Source organism: Streptomyces sp. Tue6028 (assembly GCF_002300165.1).
Lineage (GTDB): Bacteria > Actinomycetota > Actinomycetes > Streptomycetales > Streptomycetaceae > Streptomyces > Streptomyces siamensis.
The window spans coordinates 181,083-202,391 of record NZ_MLCE01000006.1; the positions used below are offsets into that span (position 1 = coordinate 181,083).

At 70.4% G+C, this 21,309-nt stretch carries 19 protein-coding genes; 3 read left to right on the forward strand and 16 right to left on the reverse strand.

Annotation, left to right across the window (positions count from 1 at the left end; genetic code table 11):
• Positions 1 to 9: 9 nt before the first annotated feature.
• Positions 10 to 717 carry an MBL fold metallo-hydrolase gene (locus BKI49_RS05460; RefSeq protein ID WP_095933047.1) on the reverse strand — a complete coding sequence of 236 codons (708 nt, stop codon included), beginning with the start codon at positions 715 to 717 and terminating at the stop codon, positions 10 to 12.
• Between the two features lie 180 nt (positions 718 to 897).
• Between BKI49_RS05460 and BKI49_RS05465 the strand changes: the two genes are divergently transcribed.
• Positions 898 to 1,746, forward strand: coding sequence for a peptidylprolyl isomerase (locus BKI49_RS05465; protein ID WP_095933048.1), 849 nt, complete (start codon positions 898 to 900; stop codon positions 1,744 to 1,746).
• 135 nt (positions 1,747 to 1,881) lie between these two features.
• Entirely contained in the window at positions 1,882 to 3,111 is a 1,230-nt protein-coding gene (locus BKI49_RS05470) for a DUF349 domain-containing protein (RefSeq protein ID WP_095933049.1), read from the forward strand.
• Between the two features lie 79 nt (positions 3,112 to 3,190).
• On the opposite strand, the gene BKI49_RS05475 is transcribed toward BKI49_RS05470, so the two are convergent.
• The 15 genes from BKI49_RS05475 to pgsA all read right to left on the reverse strand — a co-directional run bounded on the left by BKI49_RS05475 (position 3,191) and on the right by pgsA (position 18,825).
• Positions 3,191 to 5,746 (reverse strand): RelA/SpoT family protein, encoded by a 2,556-nt coding sequence (locus BKI49_RS05475; protein WP_179332341.1) that lies wholly within the window; start codon positions 5,744 to 5,746, stop codon positions 3,191 to 3,193.
• A gap of 242 nt (positions 5,747 to 5,988) precedes the next feature.
• Entirely contained in the window at positions 5,989 to 6,528 is a 540-nt protein-coding gene (locus BKI49_RS05480; protein ID WP_095933050.1) for an adenine phosphoribosyltransferase, read from the reverse strand.
• Positions 6,525 to 7,640: a protein translocase subunit SecF gene (gene secF, locus BKI49_RS05485; RefSeq protein WP_095933051.1), complete on the reverse strand. Its 1,116-nt coding sequence runs from the start codon at positions 7,638 to 7,640 to the stop codon at positions 6,525 to 6,527. Before secF ends, BKI49_RS05480 begins: the two co-directional genes overlap by 4 nt.
• A 1-nt stretch (position 7,641) precedes the next feature.
• Positions 7,642 to 9,399, reverse strand: a complete 1,758-nt coding sequence (secD, locus tag BKI49_RS05490) for a protein translocase subunit SecD (protein ID WP_095933052.1) — start codon at positions 9,397 to 9,399, stop codon at positions 7,642 to 7,644.
• A gap of 140 nt (positions 9,400 to 9,539) precedes the next feature.
• Positions 9,540 to 10,052, reverse strand: coding sequence for a preprotein translocase subunit YajC (gene yajC, locus BKI49_RS05495; RefSeq protein ID WP_095933053.1), 513 nt, complete (start codon positions 10,050 to 10,052; stop codon positions 9,540 to 9,542).
• A gap of 163 nt (positions 10,053 to 10,215) precedes the next feature.
• Positions 10,216 to 11,310 carry a Holliday junction branch migration DNA helicase RuvB gene (ruvB, locus tag BKI49_RS05500; RefSeq protein WP_095933054.1) on the reverse strand — a complete coding sequence of 365 codons (1,095 nt, stop codon included), beginning with the start codon at positions 11,308 to 11,310 and terminating at the stop codon, positions 10,216 to 10,218.
• Between the two features lie 35 nt (positions 11,311 to 11,345).
• The gene (ruvA, locus tag BKI49_RS05505; RefSeq protein WP_095933055.1) at positions 11,346 to 11,957 is read right to left on the reverse strand and encodes a Holliday junction branch migration protein RuvA; all 612 of its coding nucleotides are present in this window, start codon (positions 11,955 to 11,957) and stop codon (positions 11,346 to 11,348) included.
• Positions 11,954 to 12,562 carry a crossover junction endodeoxyribonuclease RuvC gene (gene ruvC, locus BKI49_RS05510; protein WP_095933056.1) on the reverse strand — a complete coding sequence of 203 codons (609 nt, stop codon included), beginning with the start codon at positions 12,560 to 12,562 and terminating at the stop codon, positions 11,954 to 11,956. Before ruvC ends, ruvA begins: the two co-directional genes overlap by 4 nt.
• 132 nt (positions 12,563 to 12,694) lie before the next feature.
• The gene (locus BKI49_RS05515) at positions 12,695 to 13,447 is read right to left on the reverse strand and encodes a YebC/PmpR family DNA-binding transcriptional regulator (protein WP_028801488.1); all 753 of its coding nucleotides are present in this window, start codon (positions 13,445 to 13,447) and stop codon (positions 12,695 to 12,697) included.
• 74 nt (positions 13,448 to 13,521) lie between these two features.
• Positions 13,522 to 14,127: a pyridoxal 5'-phosphate synthase glutaminase subunit PdxT gene (gene pdxT, locus BKI49_RS05520; protein ID WP_095933057.1), complete on the reverse strand. Its 606-nt coding sequence runs from the start codon at positions 14,125 to 14,127 to the stop codon at positions 13,522 to 13,524.
• A gap of 7 nt (positions 14,128 to 14,134) precedes the next feature.
• Positions 14,135 to 15,049 carry a pyridoxal 5'-phosphate synthase lyase subunit PdxS gene (gene pdxS, locus BKI49_RS05525; RefSeq protein WP_028801490.1) on the reverse strand — a complete coding sequence of 305 codons (915 nt, stop codon included), beginning with the start codon at positions 15,047 to 15,049 and terminating at the stop codon, positions 14,135 to 14,137.
• 143 nt (positions 15,050 to 15,192) lie between these two features.
• Complete coding sequence (locus BKI49_RS05530; RefSeq protein WP_095933058.1) at positions 15,193 to 15,738, reverse strand: LemA family protein; 546 nt, start codon at positions 15,736 to 15,738, stop codon at positions 15,193 to 15,195.
• 251 nt (positions 15,739 to 15,989) lie between these two features.
• The gene (locus tag BKI49_RS05535) at positions 15,990 to 17,150 is read right to left on the reverse strand and encodes a glycosyltransferase family 4 protein (protein WP_095933059.1); all 1,161 of its coding nucleotides are present in this window, start codon (positions 17,148 to 17,150) and stop codon (positions 15,990 to 15,992) included.
• Positions 17,147 to 18,106 carry a phosphatidylinositol mannoside acyltransferase gene (locus BKI49_RS05540; protein WP_095933060.1) on the reverse strand — a complete coding sequence of 320 codons (960 nt, stop codon included), beginning with the start codon at positions 18,104 to 18,106 and terminating at the stop codon, positions 17,147 to 17,149. Before BKI49_RS05540 ends, BKI49_RS05535 begins: the two co-directional genes overlap by 4 nt.
• A complete protein-coding gene (pgsA, locus tag BKI49_RS05545; RefSeq protein WP_095933061.1) occupies positions 18,103 to 18,825 on the reverse strand; it encodes a phosphatidylinositol phosphate synthase in 723 nt (240 codons plus the stop codon). Before pgsA ends, BKI49_RS05540 begins: the two co-directional genes overlap by 4 nt.
• Positions 18,826 to 19,045: 220 nt before the next feature.
• Between pgsA and BKI49_RS05550 the strand changes: the two genes are divergently transcribed.
• A complete protein-coding gene (locus BKI49_RS05550; protein ID WP_095933062.1) occupies positions 19,046 to 21,241 on the forward strand; it encodes an elongation factor G-like protein EF-G2 in 2,196 nt (731 codons plus the stop codon).
• Positions 21,242 to 21,309: the final 68 nt, after the last annotated feature.

The window sequence follows — 21,309 nt, forward strand, 5'->3', positions numbered from 1 at the left end:
AGTCTCTCGTCACATTCCTCGTCGGGGAGCGTCCACGCTCCCTTGGCCGGCGGCCACCTGCCGCAGATACGGATTGGTGGCGCGCTCCTGGCCGATGGTCGTCTGGGGGCCGTGGCCGGACAGCACCACGGTCGAGTCGTCGAGCGGCAGGCACACACGGGCCAGCGAGTCGAGCATGTCGGCCATGTCGCCGCCGGGCAGGTCGGTGCGTCCGACGGAGCCGGCGAAGAGCAGATCCCCGGAGAAGAACACGGACGGGATGTCCGCGGCCTCCGGCATCCGGAACGTCACCGACCCCTTGGTATGGCCGGGCGCGTGCGCGACGGAGAGGTCGAGGCCCGCCAGCTCCAGCCGCGCGCCGTCGGAGAGCTCCTTGACGTCGTCGGGCTCCCCCACGGTCAGCTCGCCCATCAGCGGCATGCCGATGGAACGGCCGAGCGACTTCTCCGGGTCGCTCATCATGTACCGGTCCTCGGGGTGGATCCAGGCCGGTACGTCGTGCGCTCCGCAGACCGGGACGACCGAGGCGACGTGGTCGATGTGGCCATGGGTCAGGATGACCGCGACGGGCTTGAGCCGATGCTTCTTGAGTGCGTCCTCGACTCCCTGGGCGGCCTGATGGCCCGGGTCGATGATCACGCACTCCTCACCCGCGGCGGGGGCGACCAGGTAACAGTTGGTCCCCCAGGCCCCGGCGGGGAACCCGGCAATGAGCACGATCGTCCTTCGTGGTGGCGTACGCGCTGGTGTCGTACGGGGTGGGCGGCTGTGGTCAGAGCCTACCGGCGCTGCCGATTCCTCAGCGAACCCATATACGGTACGGGGCACACGCAGGCGGTCGGCTCACAAGACGCACGCGTCCCACTTGACGTACGAGACGCATGAGGAGAAAACCCGGTGGTCAGCCAGGAACAGCGGCGGCGTCAGCTCGCCCGGGAGAAGTTCTTGCGACAGCAGCAGCGGCGTACGGCCGCACGGCGCAAGACGCACACGCGCAACGCGATCGTCGCCTCGGTACTCGGCGTGGTCGTGGTGGGCAGTGTCGTGTCGTACGCGACCGGGGTCTTCAAGAACGACGACAAGAAGGCCAACGCGGGCGCGGAGGTGACGCCGACCCCCTCGGCGACGAGCAAGGCGCCCGACCCGTGCGAGAAGCCCGCGGAGGGCAAGGTGAAGCAGCTGAGCTGGAAGAAGGAGCCGGCGCTCACCATCGACAGGTCCGCGGACTACACGATGAAGATGGCGACGACCTGCGGTGACATAGACATCGCGCTGAAGGCCTCGGCGGCCCCGCACACGGTCAACTCGTTCGACTTCCTCGCCGGCAAGGGCTACTTCGACCACACCAAGTGCCACCGGCTCACCACCGACGGCATCTACGTGCTCCAGTGCGGCGACCCGCAGGCCACCGGCGCCGGCGGCCCCGGGTACACCATCCCGGACGAGAACCTGAAGGACAAAAGCCTGAAGGGCAACGTGTATCCGGCGGGCACCGTCGCGATGGCGAACCAGTACAACCCCCAGACGCAGAAGGGCCGCAACACCGGTGGCAGCCAGTTCTTCCTGGTCTACCAGGACAGTCAGCTGCCGCCCGACTACACACCGTTCGGCACGGTGTCCGAGGCGGGGATGAAGGTCCTCAAGAAGATCGCCGCCGCCGGCGCGCAGCCCGCCGATCCCCAGACCGGCAACACCGCACCGAACGCGACCGTGGTGATCGACAAGGCGACCATCACCAAATCCTGACCGTCAACAGGGGAACTTCGGTCGCGCGGGATGCGGACAGGCAACCCGCTGGTCGCCTATGTTGGCGGTGACGAAACTGTGGACGATGCCAGGGGGCTACGACGCCCCTCGCAGGCATCATGTGGAGGAGGCGCTGTGAGCAGCGACCCGTGGGGCCGCGTCGACGAGACGGGGACCGTGTACGTGCGTACGGCCGACGGCGAGCAGGTCGTCGGTTCCTGGCAGGCCGGCTCCCCCGAGGAGGCGTTGGCCTACTTCGAGCGCAAGTACGAGGGCCTGGTTGTCGAGATCGGCCTCCTCGAGAAGCGAGTGAAGACCACCGACCTGTCGGCGAAGGACGCCCAGACCGCCATCGATCACATCCGCGAGCAGGTGGACGCCCACCACGCGGTCGGTGATCTGGACGCGCTGCGCGGACGGCTGGACAAGCTCGTCGAGACGGTCGAGTCGCGCCGCGAGGAGCGCAAGGCCCAGCGGGCCAAGCAGTCCGACGAGGCGCGGCACGCCAAGGAGGCGCTGGTCGTCGAGGCCGAGGAGCTCGCGCAGAGCGACCAGTGGCGGGCGGCCGGCGAGCGGCTGCGCGCGCTGGTGGACACCTGGAAGGGCCTGCCGCGGCTCGACCGCAAGTCGGACGACGAGCTGTGGCACCGCTTCTCGCACGCGCGCTCGGCGTTCTCCAAGCGCCGCAAGGCGCACTTCGCGTCGCTGGACGCGCAGCGCGAGGAGGCCCGCAAGGCCAAGGAGAAGCTGGTCGCGGAGGCCGAGGCGCTGTCCGGTTCGACGGACTGGGGTCCGACGGCCGCCCGCTACCGCGAGCTGATGGCGGACTGGAAGGCCGCGGGCCGGGCGCAGCGCGAGCACGAGGACGACCTGTGGAACCGCTTCCGCGGCGCCCAGGACGTGTTCTTCGCGGCCCGCAGCTCGGTCTTCGCCGAGCGCGACGCGGAGCAGTCGGAGAACCTGAAGCTCAAGGAGGAGCTGGCCGAGGAGGCCGAGAAGCTCGTCCCGGTGACCGACCTGAAGGCGGCCCGCGCCGCCTTCCGCTCGATCAACGAGCGCTGGGAGGCCATCGGTCACGTGCCGCGCGACGCCCGCCCGAAGGTCGAGGGCCGGATGCACGCGGTGGAGCGGGCTCTCCAGGAGTCCGAGGAGGCCGAGTGGCGCCGGACCAACCCGGAGGCACGCGCGCGTGCCGAGGGTCTGACCGGACAGCTCCAGGCCGCCGTGGACAAGCTCCAGGGCCAGATCGAGGCCGCGCGCTCCGCGGGCAACACCGCGAAGGCCGACAAGCTCCAGAAGGAGCTCGACGGCCGTCAGGCGCTGCTCGACCAGGCCCTGAAGGGTCTGCAGGAGTTCGGCGGCTGACACGTCGGCGACACGAGAGGGGCTCCCGTACGGTGCGTACGGGAGCCCCTCTCGTGTGCCGTCCGGGCGCGGCCCGCCGTTACGGCCTGCGGGCCGAGGTCACGCGGTAGACGTCGTACACGCCCTCGACACCCCTGACCGCCTTCAGGACGTGCCCCAGGTGCTTGGGGTCGCCCATCTCGAAGGTGAAGCGCGAGGTGGCGACCCGGTCGCGGGACGTCTGCACGGCCGCGGACAGGATGTTCACGTGCTGGTCCGACAGGACACGGGTGACGTCCGACAGGAGCCGCGAGCGGTCCAGGGCCTCGACCTGTATGGCCACCAGGAAGACCGAGGACTGCGTGGGCGCCCACTCGACGTCGAGGATGCGCTCCGGCTCGCGGGACAGCGAGTCGACGTTGACGCAGTCGCTGCGGTGCACCGAGACGCCGCTGCCGCGTGTGACGAACCCGATGATCGGGTCGCCCGGCACCGGCGTACAACAGCGGGCGAGCTTGACCCACACGTCCTCGACGCCCTTGACGACCACACCGGGATCGGCGTTGGAGCGGCGCTTGCGGCCACGTCCGCGGGCCGGCGGAACGGCCTCGTCGATCTCCTCGGTGGCCGCCTCCTCGCCGCCGAGTGCCTGCACCAGCTTCTGCACGACGCTCTGCGCGGTGACGTGGCCCTCGCCGATCGCCGCGTACAGGGACGAGATGTCCGGGTAGCGCATCTCGTGCGCGAGGGTGACCAGGGAGTCGCCGGTGAGGATGCGCTGGATCGGCAGGTTCTGCTTGCGCATCGCACGCGCGATGGCGTCCTTGCCGTGCTCGATCGCCTCGTCGCGGCGCTCCTTGGAGAACCAGGCGCGGATCTTGTTGCGGGCGCGTGGCGACTTCACGAAGCCGAGCCAGTCGCGGGAGGGGCCCGCGCCGGTGGCCTTGGAGGTGAAGACCTCCACCAAGTCGCCGTTGTCCAGGGTGGATTCGAGCGGCACCAGGCGTCCGTTGACGCGTGCGCCTATCGTCCGGTGGCCGACCTCCGTGTGGACCGCGTACGCGAAGTCGACCGGCGTGGCACCCGCCGGGAGCGCTATGACGTCGCCCTTGGGAGTGAAGACGAAGACCTCGTTGCGGGACAGGTCGAAGCGCAGGGACTCCAGGAACTCGCTCGGGTCCTCGGTCTCCTTCTGCCAGTCGAGCAACTGGCGCAGCCACGCCATGTCGTTGACCGTGTCCTGGCCGGCGCTGCCCTTCGCGGCCCGGGGCACGTCCGTGCGGATCTTGGAGGTGCCGGCGACGGTCTCCTGCTTGTACTTCCAGTGCGCGGCGATGCCGTACTCGGCGCGGCGGTGCATGTCGAAGGTGCGGATCTGCAGTTCGACCGGCTTGCCGTTGGGGCCGATCACCGTGGTGTGCAGCGACTGGTACATGTTGAACTTGGGCATCGCGATGTAGTCCTTGAACCGGCCGGGGACCGGGTTCCATCGCGCGTGCACGGTGCCGAGAGCGGCGTAGCAGTCCCGGACGGTGTCGACCAGGACGCGGATGCCCACCAGGTCGTAGATCTCCGCGAAGTCACGGCCGCGGACGATCATCTTCTGGTAGACGGAGTAGTAGTGCTTCGGGCGGCCGGTGACCGTCGCCTTGATCCGGGCCGCCCGCAGGTCGGACTGGACCTCGTCGGTCACTATGGCGAGGTACTCGTCGCGCTTGGGGGCGCGCTCGGCGACCAGGCGCACGATCTCGTCGTACATCTTGGGGTAGAGGATCGCGAAGGCGAGGTCCTCCAGCTCCCACTTGATGGTGTTCATGCCCAGGCGGTGCGCCAGCGGAGCGTAGATCTCCAGCGTCTCGCGGGCCTTCTTCTCCTGCTTCTCGCGCTTGAGGTAGCGCATGGTGCGCATGTTGTGCAGGCGGTCGGCGAGCTTGATGACCAGGACGCGAGGGTCCTTGGCCATGGCGACGACCATCTTGCGCACGGTCTCGGCCTGCGCGGCCTCGCCGAACTTGACCTTGTCGAGCTTGGTGACGCCGTCGACGAGGAGGGCGACCTGGTCGCCGAAGTCGCGGCGCAGGGTGTCCAGGCCGTACTCGGTGTCCTCGACGGTGTCGTGCAGCAGGCCCGCCATCAGCGTCGCCGGGTCCATGCCGAGCTCGGCGAGGATGGTGGTCACGGCGAGCGGATGCGTGATGTACGGGTCGCCGCTCTTGCGCTTCTGGCCGCGGTGCCAGCGCTCGGCGACCTGGTAGGCCTTCTCGATCTGCCGGAGGGTCGCCGTCTCGATCTTCGGGTCGTTGCTGCGCACTATCCGCAGCAGCGGCTCCAGAACCGGGTTGTACGGGTTGGAGCGCTGGACGCCGAGACGGGCGAGGCGGGCGCGTACGCGGTTGGAGGAACCGCCGCTGCGCGCGGGCTGGCCCGGCGCGGGACGGACCGCCGACGTGCCGGAGGGGCGCTCGGGAGGAGCGGGCTTGGGACGTGACTGCTCGGCCGCCTTGCGGTCGGGCGCCGCCTGGGCATGCTCGACCGGCCCGCCGGTGGTGTTCTTGGCGGGCCTGTCCGCGGGCGCCGAGGCACGCTCGGGCTTCGCGGACGGGGTGACTCCCAGGCGTTCGGCGCTGGGGGCGAGTGGCTGGGCCTCGTCTGGCAAGAGGGCTCCTCGTGCGCGTTCCGGGTCCCCCGGTCAGGCTCCGGAGACCCCATGGTAGCGATCCTGGGCGTCGGACTCGCTGTCGGCCGTTGGGACGGCCTCATACAGAAGCAACGCAAGAGGCGGGCGCCGGATTCCTCCGGGCCCGCCTCCGCGGTGTCCTACGGGTGTCTCAGGGCTTTCCAGGGCCTTTCCCGGGGGTTTTTCCCACGGAGTGGCCGGACTCGGCGTCCTGGGTCCGCTCAGACCTTGAGGAGCGCCTCCAGCGGAGCTCCCTGGAGCGCCGGCTCCAGACGGCCCCGGCCGCCCAGGAAGCCGAGCTCCATCAGCACGGCGACGCCCGCGGCCTCGGCGCCCGCCCGGCGGATCAGCCGGAGGGAGGCCTCGGCCGTGCCGCCGGTGGCGAGGACGTCGTCGACGACGAGCACACGGTCGCCCGCGCTCAGGTCTTCGGCGTGCACCTCGATCTCGGCGGAGCCGTACTCCAGGTCGTACGCCTGCGACAGCGTCGCACCGGGCAGCTTGCCCGCCTTGCGGACCGGGATGAAGCCGAGCCCGGCACGGATCGCGACCGGAGCGCCGAGGATGAAGCCCCGGGCCTCCAGGCCGACGATCTTCGTGGCGCCGTTGCGCACGGCGATGTCGGCGAGGGCGTCGGTGAGGGCCCCGAAAGCGGCCGGGTCCGCCAGGAGCGGGGTGATGTCCTTGAACATCACACCCGGCTCCGGGTAGTCGGCCACATCGCGGATGCGGCTGAGCAGCAGTTCTTCGATGCCCGTCATCGGCGCTTCCCCGAGGGACGGCCGCGGCCGCGGTTGCGGGACGCGGGCTGGTTGCGCGGGCCGACGACCGCCGCCGCGACGTCGTCCGGCTCGTCGTCCGCCGGCACCCCGGCGGCCTGGGGCTCCAGGGACTCGCCCTTGGCCGCGGCCTGCGCCCGCTTGGCGAGGACCCGCTTGCGCAGGGCCTTCATCTGCGGCTCGCGCTCCTTGAGGTCGGCGACGAGCGGCGTGGCGATGAAGATCGACGAGTACGCACCGGCGGCGAGGCCGACGAACAGCGACAGCGAGATGTCGTTGAGCATGCCCGCGCCGAGGACACCGCCACCGATGAACAGCAGGCCCGCGACCGGGAGCAGCGCGACCACCGTGGTGTTGATCGAACGGACCAGGGTGCCGTTGATCGAGCGGTCGGCGACCTCGCTGTAGGTGAAGCGGGTCTGCTTGGTGATGTCCTTCGTCTGCTCCTTGAGGCTGTCGAAGACGACGACCGTGTCGTAGAGCGAGTAACCGAGGATGGTCAGCAGACCGATCACGGTGCCCGGGGTGACCTCGAAGCCCACCAGGGCGTAGATGCCGACCGTGATGGTGATGTCGTGGATCAGGGCGACCAGCGCGGCGACGGCCATGCGCCACTCGAAGGCGATGGCCAGGTAGATCACCACGAGGACCATGAAGATCGCCAGGCCCTGCCAGGCCTTGTTGGCGATCTGATCACCCCAACTGGGGCCGACCAGGTCGGCGTTGATCTTCTCGGCGTTGACGTTCAGGTCCTTGGCCAGCGTGTCCTTGATCTGGTCGGACTTGTCGGTGTCGATGCCGGCGATCTGGATGCGCAGGCCGCCGTTGCCGAGCTTCTGCACGATCGCGTCGTGGCCGGAGGCCTCCTCCGCGAAGGTCTCCGCCTGCGTGACCGAGACGCTGGTCTTCTCGGTGGTGAAGACGGCTCCGCCCTGGAACTCGATGCCCATGTTCAGGCCGCGCACCGTCAGGCCGAGGATGGCCGTGATGGTGATCAGGATCGAGATGCCGTACCAGATCTTGCGCTTGCCTACGAAGTCGTAGCCGATCTCGCCGCGGTGGAGCCGGGCGCCGAGGGTGCCGAGTTTCGACATCTCACGCCTCCTTCGTGTCGACGGGGGCGGACGCGCGACGGGTGCGGCGCAGCGGCGGCTGGGCGCCCAGTCGCTTCGGGTCGAGACCCGACCAGCTGTGGCCGCTCGAGAAGAACTTCCTGCGGGCGAGGATCGTCATCAGCGGCTTGGTGAAGAAGAAGACGACGACCACGTCGAGCAGGGTGGTCAGGCCGAGCGTGAACGCGAAGCCCTGGACCTTGCCGACCGTGACGATGAAGAGCACCGCGGCGGCGAGGAACGACACGAAGTCGGAGACCAGGATGGTGCGCCGCGCGCGCGGCCAGGCGCGCTCGACGGCGGGCCGCAGGGTGCGGCCCTCGCGGATCTCGTCACGGATGCGTTCGAAGAACACGATGAACGAGTCCGCCGTGATACCGATCGCGACGATCGCACCGCAGACGGCCGGCAGGTTCAGCGCGAAGCCGATGGTCGGGCCGAGCAGCGACATGATCACGTAGGTGAGGACCGCCGACACCATCAGGGAGGCGATCGCGATGAGCGACAGGCCCCGGTAGTAGACCACCAGGTAGATGACGACCAGGCCGAGGCCGATCGCACCGGCGATCAGACCGGCGTGCAGCTGCTCACCACCGAGCGCGGCGGTCACGGTGGTGACGCTCGCCTCCTTGAAGGTGAGCGGCAGGGCGCCGTACTTCAGCATGTTGGCCAGGTCCTGGGCCTCGGTCTGGCTGAAGCTTCCGGAGATCTCCGCGTTGCCGCCGGTCAGCGCCTGGTTGACGTACGGGTCGGAGACGACCTCACCGTCGAGGACGATGGCGAACTGGTTCTGCGGGGACTGGTTCTGGGCGAGCTTGCCGGTGATGGCGGCGAACTTCTTGGAGCCACCGGACGTGAAGTCCATGGTGACCTTCCAGCCCGCGGCGCTCTGCGTGTCGTAGACCGCGGCGGCCTTCTTGATGTCCGTGCCGGACACCTCGGCCGGGCCGAGGATGTACTTCTGCCACTGGCCCGACGAGTTCTGGCCGCAGGCCACGGTGGGGTCGGACGGCTTGACGCCGTCACCGGCCGTCGCGCGGACCGCCTTGTCGGTGCAGTCGAGGGCGGCGTACTGGGCCTGGAGCTTGGCCGTGCCCGGGTCCACGCTGCTGCTCGCCGACGGCGAGGCGCTGGAGGAGGGCGACGTGCTCGCGGAGCCGGTCGCGGACGGCGTGGTGTCGGCCTTCAGGGCGTCGCTGACCGCGCGGCCCTGGGAGGTGGCACTGGCCGTCGGCGTCGCGGAGCTCGACGACGTCGCCTTGTCCGTCGCCTTGTCGGTGGCCTTGTTCGACGAGCTGCTGCTCGGCGACGGGCTGGCCTTCGCGCCGGGTCCGGAGACCTCGGTGGTCAGGACCGGACGGAAGTAGAGCTTTGCGGTGGTGCCGACCTGCTCCCGGGCCTGCTTGGAATTCGTGCCCTTGGGAATGTTGACGATGATGTTCCTGTCGCCCTGCGTCTGGACCTCCGCCTCGGACACGCCGAGACCATTGACACGGCGGTTCATGATGTCGACCGCTGTGTCCATGTTGGTCTTGTTGATCGCGTTGGGCTGACCGGGCTCGTTCTTCGCCTCGAGCGTGATGCTGGTGCCGCCGGCGAGGTCGATGCCGAGACGCGGGGTGGGGTGCCCGGAGAGGAACATCCCCCCGGTGAGCGCCGCGATGGCGATCAGGATGAGGGCCAGCGAGCGCCCCGGCCTGCTCTGGGCGCTCGCGCTCCGGCCCTTCTTCGGTGCTGCCACCTTCTCGTACTCCCTCTCGGGCCACCGTGCGCCGGGTCAGCGCGCGGGCGGCCATGACATGGTGTCGGGACTCCGTGCGAGAACAGCACGTCCCGGATGCGCGGGGCGCGAGCGGGTCGCGCCGCGCTCCCGGGGCGTGACTACTTCGCGTCGGCCTCGCCGTCGGTCTTCTTCGGCTCCGCTGCGCCCGCGTCGTCGGCCTTCGCCTCGGCGGGCTTGTCGGCCGGCTCGTCCGCCACGTCCTTCTTGCCGAGGTCGAGCGGCTTGTCGTCGGAGGCGTCGGAAGAGGCGTCGGCGGCGGGCTCGTCGGTCTCGGTGAGGGAGGAGGCGTCGTCCGGGACGACGGCACCGTCGGCCTTCAGATCGTGCTCGATGCCGTGGACGATGCGGTTGTACTCGTCGTCCGTGAGGACGGCGCCGATCGCGTTCTTCGCGAAGAGCAGCTCGACCCCCGGGGCGGCGTCAAGGAGGACCGTGTCCTCGTTGACCTCCTTGACGGTTGCGTACATGCCACCAATCGTGCGGACACCGGAGCCGGGCTGCATGTCGTTGCGCATCTGCGCAGCCTGCTGCTGCTTCTTCTTGGCCGACCGGGTCATCAGGAACATGGCCCCGATGAGCACGATGAACGGGAGGAGGGTCACGAGACTCACGGGTCGGAACTTCCTTCTACGACCGCAATGGGGGGCGGCCTGCTGGTTGGGGGTATGTATGCCGTCGACAAGGGCGGCATCGGCGGAGTCTAAGCGAGTCCGCACTCAGTGAACAACGCTCAGCATGGCACCGGGGTTCCTGCCCCGACACATCCCCGCGCCGTCACGCCCCGAACAAGTCCTGTTGTCCGTTTCCACCGGTGGCCTGGCGGGGCGGGGTGAGGCCGAGATGCGCCCATGCCGCCGGTGTGGCCACCCGGCCACGGGGCGTACGGGCGAGCAGTCCTTCCCGGACGAGGAAGGGTTCGGCCACCTCTTCCACGGTCTCACGCTCCTCCCCCACCGCGACGGCGAGTGTCGACAGGCCCACCGGGCCGCCGCCGAAGAGCTTGAGCAGTGCTTCGAGGACACCGCGGTCCAGGCGGTCCAGGCCGCGGGCGTCCACCTCGTACACCTGGAGGGCCGCCGCCGCGATCTCCCTGATGATCACTCCGTCCGCCTTGACCTGGGCGTAGTCGCGTACGCGGCGCAGCAGGCGGTTGGCGATACGGGGCGTGCCCCGGGAACGTCCGGCGATCTCCGCGGCGCCGTCCGGGTCGATCTCGACGTCGAGGAGGCTCGCGGAACGGTGGATGACCCGCTCCAGCTCGGCGGGCTCGTAGAACTCCATGTGGGCGGTGAAGCCGAAGCGGTCGCGCAGCGGGGGCGGCAGCAGGCCCGCGCGCGTGGTGGCGCCGACCAGGGTGAACGGCGGCAGTTCCAGCGGGATGGCCGTGGCGCCGGGGCCCTTGCCGACGATGACGTCGACCCGGAAGTCCTCCATCGCCATGTAGAGCATCTCTTCGGCGGGCCTGGACATGCGGTGGATCTCGTCGAGGAAGAGCACCTCGCCCTCCTGGAGGGAGGAGAGGATCGCGGCGAGGTCCCCGGCGTGCTGGATGGCGGGGCCGCTGGTGATGCGGATCGGGGCGCCCATCTCGGCCGCGATGATCATCGACAGGGTGGTCTTGCCGAGTCCCGGGGCCCCCGAGAGGAGCACGTGGTCGGCGGTGGCGCCACGCGCGCGTGCGGCCCGCAGGACCAGGTCGAGCTGCTCACGGACCTTCTCCTGGCCGATGAACTCGTCCAGGTCCTTCGGGCGCAGCGCGGCCTCGACCGCCTGGTCCTCGCGGTCGGCGACCGAGTCCACCAGCCGCTCCTCGGCGGGGCCGACGAGCCGCTCGGCGGCGGTCGCGTCGGTCGTGTCGTCCCAGTTCATGTGAAGTGCCTCGGGGTGTGGTGGGTGCCGGCGGTTCAGCGGGCGCGGTTCAGGGTCTGCAGGGCGGCCTTGAGGAGCTGTCCCACCTGCGGGGCGCCCTCGGCGGCCGCGGCCTGCGGGGCGACGGCGCTGACCGCCTCGTCGGCCTCCCGGGTCGCGTACCCGAGACCGATGAGCGCGGCGTGCAGCTGGTCGCGCCACCCGGTGGTCACCGCCGTCCCGATGGCGGGGCCGCCCGTGCCGAGCGGCTCGCCGAGCCGGTCCTTCAGCTCCAGGAGGAGCTTCTGGGCGCCCTTCTTGCCGATGCCGGGCACGGCGGTGAGCGCCTTCTCGTCCCCGGTGGACACCGCGCGGCGCAGGGCGTCGGGGCTGTGCACGGCGAGCATCGCCTGGGCCAGCCGGGGGCCGACGCCGCTGGCGGTCTGCAGCAGCTCGAAGGTCTGCCGCTCGTCGTCGTCCGCGAAGCCGTAGAGCGTGAGGGAGTCCTCGCGGACGACGAGGGAGGTGGCGAGCTTGGCCTGCCGGCCGGTCCGCAGCGCCGAGAGGGTGTTGGGCGTGCACTGGACGGCGATGCCGATACCGCCGACTTCGACCACCGCGGAGTCGGGGGCGAGGGCGGCCACCGGGCCGCTGACGAAGGCGATCATGCGGTACGGCCTTTCGATGCGTGGGGCTGTGCGTGGGGCTGCTGGTGCTCGGCGGCGGCCTGCTGGAGGCGGTTGCGTGCGGCGGCCTGCTGGAGCCTGTTCTCGGTGACCGCCTGCTGGAGCCTGTTCTGGGCGGGGGCGCGCCAGATGTGACAGATGGCGAGGGCGAGGGCGTCGGCCGCGTCGGCGGGCTTGGGAGGTGCGTCGAGCCGGAGCAGGCGCGTGACCATGGCACCTACCTGGGCCTTGTCCGCCCGTCCGTTGCCGGTGACGGCGGCCTTGACCTCGCTCGGGGTGTGCAGGGCGACGGGGATGCCCCGGCGGGACGCGCACAGCATGGCGACCGCGCTGGCCTGAGCGGTGCCCATCACCGTGCGGACGTTGTGCTGGCTGAAGACGCGCTCCACGGCGACGAATTCGGGCTCGTGCTCGTCGAGCCACTGCTCGATGCCCTGCTCGATCGCGACGAGGCGCAGTCCCAGTTCGGCGTCGGGCGGGGTGCGCACGACACCGACGCCGCGCAGGGCCAGGGGCCGGCCCGCGACTCCTTCGACGACTCCCACACCGCACCGGGTCAATCCGGGGTCGACACCCAGTACCCGCACCCAGCCCCCTCCTTCGATCCGGCCCGGCAATCGCCGGGCTCTGCCCCCAGTTCGTGCAGGCTATCGGGTGCCGTGACAAAGCGACGGGCCGACGGGGTGTGTTCCCGTCGGCCCGTCGCCCAGCCTGTGCGATCAGGCGTCGACCTTCTCCATGACGTCGTCGCTCACGTCGAAGTTGGCGAAGACGTTCTGCACGTCGTCGCTGTCCTCCAGGGCGTCGATCAGCTTGAAGATCTTCCGGGCGCCCTCCTCGTCCAGCTCGATCTGCATCGTCGGGACGAAGTTGGCGTCGGCGGAGTCGTAGTCGATGCCGGCTTCCTGGAGCGCGGTGCGCACCGCGACCAGGTCGGTGGCCTCGGAGATGACCTCGAAGGACTCGCCGAGGTCGTTGACCTCTTCGGCGCCCGCGTCGAGCACGGCACCCAGGACGTCGTCCTCGGCCAGCTCGCCCTTGGGGACGATCACGACGCCCTTGCGGTTGAACAGGTACGAGACGGAGCCCGGGTCGGCCATCGAGCCGCCGTTGCGGGTCATCGCGACGCGGACGTCCGAGGCGGCACGGTTGCGGTTGTCCGTGAGGCACTCGATGAGCACGGCGACGCCGTTCGGGCCGTAACCCTCGTACATGATCGTCTCGTAGTCGGCGCCACCGGCTTCGAGACCGCCGCCGCGCTTGATCGCGGAGTCGATGTTCTTGTTCGGGACCGACGACTTCTTCGCCTTCTGCACGGCGTCGTACAGCGTCGGATTTCCGTCGAGGTCCACGCCGCCCATGCGCGCCGCGACCTCGATGTTCTTGATCAGCTTCGCGAAGAGCTTGCCGCGCTTGGCGTCGATCACGGCCTTCTTGTGCTTCGTCGTGGCCCATTTAGAGTGGCCGGACATCTGCCTGTCTCCTTCGCGTAACCCATCCCGTACGAACTCCCCCACACCTTAAGGATCTGGGGGACCCCCAGATCCTACAAGGACTCCGGTGTCCGGTTCGCGCGCACCATGTCGACGAACAGCCCGTGCACGCGGTGGTCGCCGGTCAGTTCCGGGTGGAACGACGTGGCGAGCGCGTTGCCCTGGCGTACGGCGACGATGTGGCCGCCGTGCTCGGCGAGCACCTCGGCCTCGGCGCCCACGGACTCGACCCAGGGGGCGCGGATGAAGACGCCCTCTACAGGATCGCCCTCGACACCGCGGACGTCGACCGCCGCCTCGAAGGACTCGTTCTGACGCCCGAAGGCGTTGCGGCGCACGATCATGTCGATGCCGCCGAAGGTCTCCTGACCGGACCGCGGGTCGAGGATCTTGTCGGCGAGCATGATCATGCCGGCGCAGGTGCCGTAGACGGGCATGCCGTCGCGCACACGCGCGCGCAGGGGCTCCATCACTCCGAAGAGGACGGCCAGTTTGGAGATGGTGGTGGACTCCCCGCCGGGAATGACGAGGCCGTCCACCTCCGCGATCTCTTCGGGGCGCCGCACCGGCCTGGCCACGGCGTCGGCCGCGGCCAGGGCGATGAGGTGCTCCCGTACGTCGCCCTGGAGAGCCAGGACGCCTATGACAGGAGTGTTCATGAGGTGATTACCAGCCGCGGTTGGCGTAGCGCTCGGTCTCGGGGAGGGTGTCGCAGTTGATGCCGACCATGGCCTCGCCCAGGTTGCGGGACGCGTCCGCGATGATCTTCGGGTCGTCGTAGAAGGTGGTGGCCTTCACGATGGCGGCGGCGCGCTTGGCCGGGTCGCCCGACTTGAAGATGCCGGAGCCGACGAAGACGCCCTCGGCACCGAGCTGACGCATCAGAGCCGCGTCGGCCGGGGTGGCGACACCACCGGCGGAGAACAGGACCACCGGGAGCTTGCCGAGCTCGGCGACCTCCTTGACGAGCTCGTACGGGGCGCGCAGCTCCTTGGCGGCGGCGTACAGCTCGTTGTTGTCGAAGCCGCGCAGCTTGGCGATCTCGTTCTTGATCTGGCGCAGGTGGCGGACGGCCTCGACGACGTTGCCGGTGCCGGCCTCGCCCTTGGAGCGGATCATGGCGGCACCTTCGGCGATGCGGCGCAGGGCCTCACCGAGGTTGGTGGCGCCGCAGACGAAGGGGGTGGTGAACGCCCACTTGTCGGAGTGGTTGACCTCGTCGGCCGGGGTGAGGACCTCGGACTCGTCGATGTAGTCGACGCCGAGGGACTGCAGAACCTGGGCCTCGACGAAGTGGCCGATGCGGGACTTCGCCATGACCGGGATCGAGACGGCGTCGATGATGCCCTCGATCATGTCCGGGTCGGACATGCGGGCCACTCCGCCGTCCTTGCGGATGTCGGCGGGGACCCGCTCCAGGGCCATGACGGCGACGGCGCCCGCGTCCTCGGCGATCTTCGCCTGCTCCGGCGTGACGACGTCCATGATCACGCCGCCCTTGAGCTGCTCGGCCATGCCGCGCTTCACGCGGGCGGTGCCGGTCTCGGGGGTCTGGGCGGGGTTGGAGAGCGTGCTGGACACGGGTTGACCTCACTCGGTGAAAGAGGGTTTGTGCTGCACCGAGGAAACGTGAGGCGACCAGGCCACTGCAAGGGCCAATGGAGAGGCGGTGGATTTTTTTCGCCCATGCCACCGGGTGGCCGGACCGTCACGATCCGTCCGGGTCAGGCCGCCTGGCGCTCCGCCAGTGCCGCCGGGGGCTCGTCGTCCATCTCGAAGGCCATCGGGAACGGCGCGTGGCCCGCGAGGCGGAACCAGCGCACCTTGCGGTGACGGCGCAAGGCCCGTGCGGCGCGTACGGCGTCGTTGTGGAACCGCCGGGCCATCGGCACCCGGCGCACCGCCTGCGCGAGCTCGTGGGCGGCCTCCTCACCGCCCGGCGCCTCGCGTACCGCGTCGACCTGCTGCGCCTCCCCGAACACGGCGCGCAGGGCCTGGCTCAGCTCGCTCTCCGCCACCTCGCGCTGGTCCTCCTCGGCCTGCCGGGCCTCGTGGGCCGCCTCGTACAGCACGATGGAGGCGGCCGGATCGAGCACCCCGGACGTGGCCAGTTCCTGTGCCACGGAGGCGCGGCGCAGCAGCTGGGCGTCGAGGGCCGCGCGGGCGGCGTCGATGCGGGCGTGCAGCCGGTCGAGCCGGCCGGCGGTCCAGCTCAGGTACAGGCCGATCGCGACGAGGCCGACGACGATCCAGATCAGGGTTGCGGTCACGGGCGGCAAGGCTACCTCTGCGCGGTGACGGCTCCCGACGGTCCCGGATCACCGGACAGGTGCCGCACGCTCACCGGTCCCGTCCGGCACACTCACCGGGCACCCGCAGCGCCTTCGTCACTCCCGTCCCACACGCTCACCGGGCACCCGCAGCGCCTTCGTCACTCCCGTCCCGCACGCTCACCGGGCACCCTTCGGCACGCACCCTCGTCGCTCCCGTCCCGCACGCTCACCGAACGCGGCCGGCGCGGTCAGTCCCGGGCGAGTCCGAAGCGCGCCCGGAGCCCCGTGCGTTCGTCGGCGGCCACCGCCGCCGCCCCGTCCGTCACGGTCTCGTACACGGACAGGATGTCCGCGCCGACGGTCGACCAGTCGAAGCGCCTTACGTGGCTGCTCCCCCGCTCGCGCAGTTCGGCGCGGCGCGCGGGGTCGTCCAGGAGCCGGACCGCGGCGGCGGCCAGCGCGTCCGCGTCCTCGTTGGCGAACAGTTCGCCCGCGGCGCCCTGGTCGAGGACCTGGGCGAACGCGTCGAGGTCCGACGCGAGCACCGGTGCCCCCGCCGACATCGCCTCGACCAGGATGATCCCGAAGCTCTCGCCACCGGTGTTGGGCGCGACGTACACGTCGACGCTGCGCAGGAAGCGGGCCTTGTCCTCGTCGCTGACCATGCCGAGGAACTCGACGCGCGAGCGCATCTCGGCGGGCAGGGACTCCACGGCCTCCTTCTCGTCGCCGCGTCCGGCGACCAGCAACCGGGTCTGCGGACGCTCGGCGAGGATCTTCGGGAGGGCCTTCATGAGGACGGGCAGGCCCTTGCGGGGCTCATCGATGCGGCCGATGAAGCCGAGGGTGTCGCCCTGCCACTCGGGCTTGGGCTTGGCCCGTGCGAAGAAGTCGACGTCGACGCCGTTCGGGATGACGACGGCGTCGCCGCCCAGGTGCTCGACGAGGGTGCGCCGCGCGTACTCGCTCACCGCGATCCGCGCGCTGATCTTCTCCAGTGCCGCCTGGAGGATGGAGTACGCGGCGACCATCGCCCTGGAGCGCGGGTTCGAGGTGTGGAAGGTCGCGACGATGGGGCCCTGCGCGGCCCAGCACGCCAGCAGACCCAGCGACGGGGAGGCCGGCTCATGGATGTGGATCACGTCGAAGGTGCCGTCGTGCAGCCAGCGCCGTACCCGGGCCGCCGAGAGGAAGCCGAAGTTCAGACGGGCCACGGAGCCGTTGTAGGGCACCGGGACCGCGCGGCCGGCCGAGACGACGTAGGGCGGCAGGGGCGTCTCGTCGTCCGCCGGGGCGAGGACGGAGACCTCGTGCCCGAGGCCGATGAGGTGCTCGGCGAGGTCGCGGATGTGGAACTGGACGCCGCCCGGGACGTCCCAGGAGTACGGGCAGACGATGCCGATCCTCACGGGGTCACCTCCCCGGGTTCCCGACCGGCGCCGTCGCTCCGGATCGCCGCGGGGTCCTTGGCGGGATCCAGGTCCTTCAGCCACAGCCGTTGCAGCATGTGCCAGTCCTCCGGGTGGTCGGCGATCCCCGAGGCGAAGGCGTCGGCCAGCGCCTGTGTCATGACAGACGTCTTTTCGGCGCGGGTGCCTGTCTCGGGAATCTCGACGGGGGGATGCACACGGCCCTTCATCACGGGCGAGTCGTCGTACCAGAGTGTCACGGGCAGGAGCAGGGCGCCGGTCTGCTGCGCGAGCAGTGCCGGTCCCGCGGGCATCCGGGTGGCCTCGCCGAAGAACTGCACCTCGACGCCGGACGAGGACAGGTCGCGCTCGGCGACCAGGCAGATCAGCCCGCCGTCGCGGAGCCGCCGGGCCAGCGTGCCGAAGGCGCTGCCGCCGCTGTGCGGCAGGACCTCCATGCCCAGGCCCTCGCGGTAGGCGACGAAGCGGTCGTACAGCGATTCCGGCTTGAGGCGCTCGGCGACCGTCGTGAAGGGCGTACGGAGCTTCGTGGTGACCCAGGCGCCGGCGAGGTCCCAGTTGCCCATGTGCGGCAGGGCGAGGATCACGCCCTTGTCGGAGGCGAGCGCGTCGGTGAGGTGGTGCACGTCCTTCGGGTCGAAGCCCGTCTTCACCCGCTCCTCGCTCCAGGCGGGCAGCCGGAAGGACTCCATCCAGTAGCGCAGGTAGGAGCGCATGCCGGCCTTGGACAGCTCGGCCAGCCGCTCGGGCGTCGCATCGGGCACCACGCGCGCGTAGTTGCTCTCCAGACGCTGTATGCCCTTGCCGCGGCGCTTCCAGGCGATGTCGGCGATCGTGCGGCCGAGCCGCTCGGCGACCGGCTCGGGGAGCTTCTTGACCGTGCTCCAGCCGAGTGCGTAGGCGCCGTCGACCAGCCTGTCCTGGAACCTGGTCACGAGGTGGCCTCGCTGTTGTGGGCCGCGGCCTCGGCGTCCGCCTCGGCGGACTCGCGGCGCACCGTGACGACACGCTGGATCAGCGTGACGAGGCTGCCGACGGCGACGATCCACAGTGCGACGGGCAGGAGCACCTGGATACCGGGCACACCGAACTTGTGAAGGCCCGCGAAACCGGCCGCGACCAGCGAGATCACGAGCCGCTCGGCCCGCTCGACCAGGCCGTTGACCGCAACCGGCAGGCCGATCGACTCGCCGCGCGCCTTGGTGTACGAGACCACCTGGCCGCTGGCCAGGCAGAAGATCGAGACGGCGCACAGGATGTTGTCGTCGCCGTTGCCCGCGTACCAGAGGGCGAAGCCGCCGAAGATCGCGCCGTCGGCCACCCGGTCGAGCGTGGAGTCCAGGAAGGCGCCCCAGCGGCTGGAGCGGCCGAGCTGGCGCGCCATGTTGCCGTCGACGAGGTCGGAGAACACGAAGAGCGTGATGACGACCGTGCCCCAGAAGAACTCTCCGCGGGGGTAGAAGACCAGCGCGCCCGCCATGACTCCTGCCGTGCCCAGGAGGGTCACCGTGTCGGGGCTTACCCCCCGGCGGATGAGAAACGCGGCGAACGGTGTGAGGACACGCGTGAAGAATGCACGCGCGTACTTGTTCAGCATGGCCTTCCCGAGGGTCGGTGTCGCCGCGCGGCCCCTGCTGGCCGCCGGCTGGCCCATCGTAGCCACGCGCGCGCGTGTGCGACCGTCGGGCACCCGCACGCCCCGCGTCATGACGGGATGCCGTCGGTGGCACGGCGGGATCGCGTCCGCCGTATGGACGCACCGTGACACGAGTGCAAAGCTCGAAGACACCGCGGGCGTCATCGGAGCCGCCACCGCACGCGGATCCGTAACGCCCGCGCCCACAGAGACCTCACCGTGCACGGGAGGCAAGGCCATGGGCGACAAGGCGAATGCACACCCCGGAGCCGCCGGCAGGGCTACGGCGGCCGACCACCCCGCGTCCGTACGGAATGTGGTGCTGGTCGGCCACAGCGGATCGGGCAAGACGACTCTGGTGGAAGCTCTCGCGCTGACCGCGGGAGCAGTGAACCGGGCGGGCCGCGTCGAGGACGGCGGCACCGTCTCGGACTACGACGAGATCGAGCACCGGCAGCAACGCTCGGTGCAGCTCTCGCTGGTCCCCGTCGAATGGGACGGGTACAAGATCAACATTCTGGACACCCCCGGATACGCCGACTTCGTCGGGGAGCTGCGGGCCGGTCTGCGAGCCGCGGACGCGGCCCTTTTCGTCGTCTCGGCCTCGGACGGCGTGGACGGCTCGACCCGCATGGTGTGGGAGGAGTGCGCGGCCGTGGGGATGCCACGGGCCATCGTGGTCACCCATCTCGAATCGGCGCGGGCGGACTTCGAGGAGATGACGCGGATCTGCGCGGAGGCCTTCGGCGCGGACGACCCCGACGCCGTCCTGCCCCTGTACCTGCCGCTGCGCGGCGCGGAGGCACCCGACGGGCACGCGCCCGTGACGGGACTGATCGGGCTGCTGTCGCAGCGGCTGTTCGACTACGCGTCCGGGGAACGCAAGGAGGCGGAGCCGGGTCCTGAGCAGCTGCCGCTGATCGAGGAGGCCCGCAACCGGCTGATCGAGGGGATCATCGCCGAGAGCGAGGACGAGACCCTCATGGACCGCTATCTCGGCGGCGAGGAGATCGACCTCAAGACCCTGGTCGAGGACCTGGAGCGGGCCGTGGCCCGCGGGACCTTCTTCCCGGTGCTGGCCGCGGCTCCGGCCGCCGACGGCGCCCGTCAGGGGCTCGGCACGGTCGAACTGCTCGAACTCGTCACGGGCGGCTTCCCCACCCCGCTGGAACGGGCGGCGCCCGTCGTGACCACACCGGACGGCGCGGCGCGCGAGGTGTCGGCCTGCGACCCGACCGGACCACTGGTCGCGGAGGTCGTGAAGACCGCGTCCGACCCGTACGTGGGCCGGGTCTCCCTGGTCCGTGTCTTCTCCGGCACGCTGCGACCCGACGAGACGGTGCACGTCTCCGGGCACGGGCTGTCCGACCGCGGTCACGAGGACCACGACGTCGACGAACGCATCGGCGCCCTGTCCACGCCGTTCGGCAAGCAGCAGCGCGTCCTGTCGCACTGCATCGCGGGCGATCTCGCGTGCGTGGCGAAACTGAACCGCGCGGAGACCGGGGACACCCTCTCCGCCAAGGAACATCCGCTGCTCATGGAGCCGTGGCAGATGCCCGACCCGCTGCTGCCGCTCGCCATCCAGGCGCACAGCAAGGCCGACGAGGACAAGCTGTCGCAGGGGCTCGCCAGGCTGGTCGCCGAGGATCCCACGATGCGCCTGGAGCAGAACCAGAACACGCATCAGGTCGTCCTGTGGTGCCTGGGCGAGGCCCACGCGGACGTCGCCCTGGAGCGGCTGCGCAGCCGGTACGGCGTCCAGGTCGACGTCGTCCCGCACAAGGTGTCGCTGCGGGAGACGTTCGCGGGCAGGTCCGGCGGGCGCGGGCGCCATGTGAAGCAGTCCGGCGGGCACGGTCAGTACGCGATCTGCGAGATCGAGGTCGAGCCGCTGCCGAACGGCTCGGGCATCGAGTTCGTGGACAAGGTCGTCGGCGGCGCCGTGCCGCGGCAGTTCATCCCGTCCGTCGAGAAGGGCGTGCGGGCCCAGGCCGCCAAGGGTGTGGCCGCCGGCTATCCGCTCATCGACGTCCGGGTCACGCTGCTCGACGGCAAGGCGCACTCGGTGGACTCCTCCGACGCCGCGTTCCAGACCGCGGGCGCGCTCGCCCTGCGCGAGGCCGCGGCCGACGCCAAGATCCACCTGCTGGAACCGGTGGCGGAGGTGACCGTCCTGGTCGGCGACGACTACGTGGGGCCCGTCATGAGCGACCTGTCGGGCCGCCGCGGCCGGGTCGTGGGCACCGAGCAGGCGGGCGGCGGGCGCACCCTCGTACGGGCCGAGGTCCCGGAGATCGAGATCGGGCGGTACGCCGTCGATCTGCGCTCCCTGTCCCACGGCACCGCGCGCTTCAACCGCAGCTACGCACGGCACGAGCCGATGCCGCCTCAGGTGGCCGAGAGGATTCGCGAACAGGCCCGCGACACCTGAGGGTTCGCCGGGTCACCCGTCGGCGGACGGCTTCGGCCGTCCGCCGACGAATGTCGGTCGGGGCCGAT

Bases quoted from the DNA above. Each gene is read 5' to 3' on its own strand.
- secF (WP_095933051.1), bottom strand. From the start codon at position 7,640: ATGTCGAAACTCGGCACCCTCGGCGCCCGGCTCCACCGCGGCGAGATC.
- pgsA (WP_095933061.1), bottom strand. From the start codon at position 18,825: ATGGGCCAGCCGGCGGCCAGCAGGGGCCGCGCGGCGACACCGACCCTC.
- pdxT (WP_095933057.1), bottom strand. From the start codon at position 14,127: ATGAACACTCCTGTCATAGGCGTCCTGGCTCTCCAGGGCGACGTACGG.
- BKI49_RS05515 (WP_028801488.1), bottom strand. From the start codon at position 13,447: ATGTCCGGCCACTCTAAATGGGCCACGACGAAGCACAAGAAGGCCGTG.
- BKI49_RS05550 (WP_095933062.1), top strand. From the start codon at position 19,046: ATGGGCGACAAGGCGAATGCACACCCCGGAGCCGCCGGCAGGGCTACG.
- BKI49_RS05480 (WP_095933050.1), bottom strand. From the start codon at position 6,528: ATGACGGGCATCGAAGAACTGCTGCTCAGCCGCATCCGCGATGTGGCC.
- ruvB (WP_095933054.1), bottom strand. From the start codon at position 11,310: ATGAACTGGGACGACACGACCGACGCGACCGCCGCCGAGCGGCTCGTC.
- ruvA (WP_095933055.1), bottom strand. From the start codon at position 11,957: ATGATCGCCTTCGTCAGCGGCCCGGTGGCCGCCCTCGCCCCCGACTCC.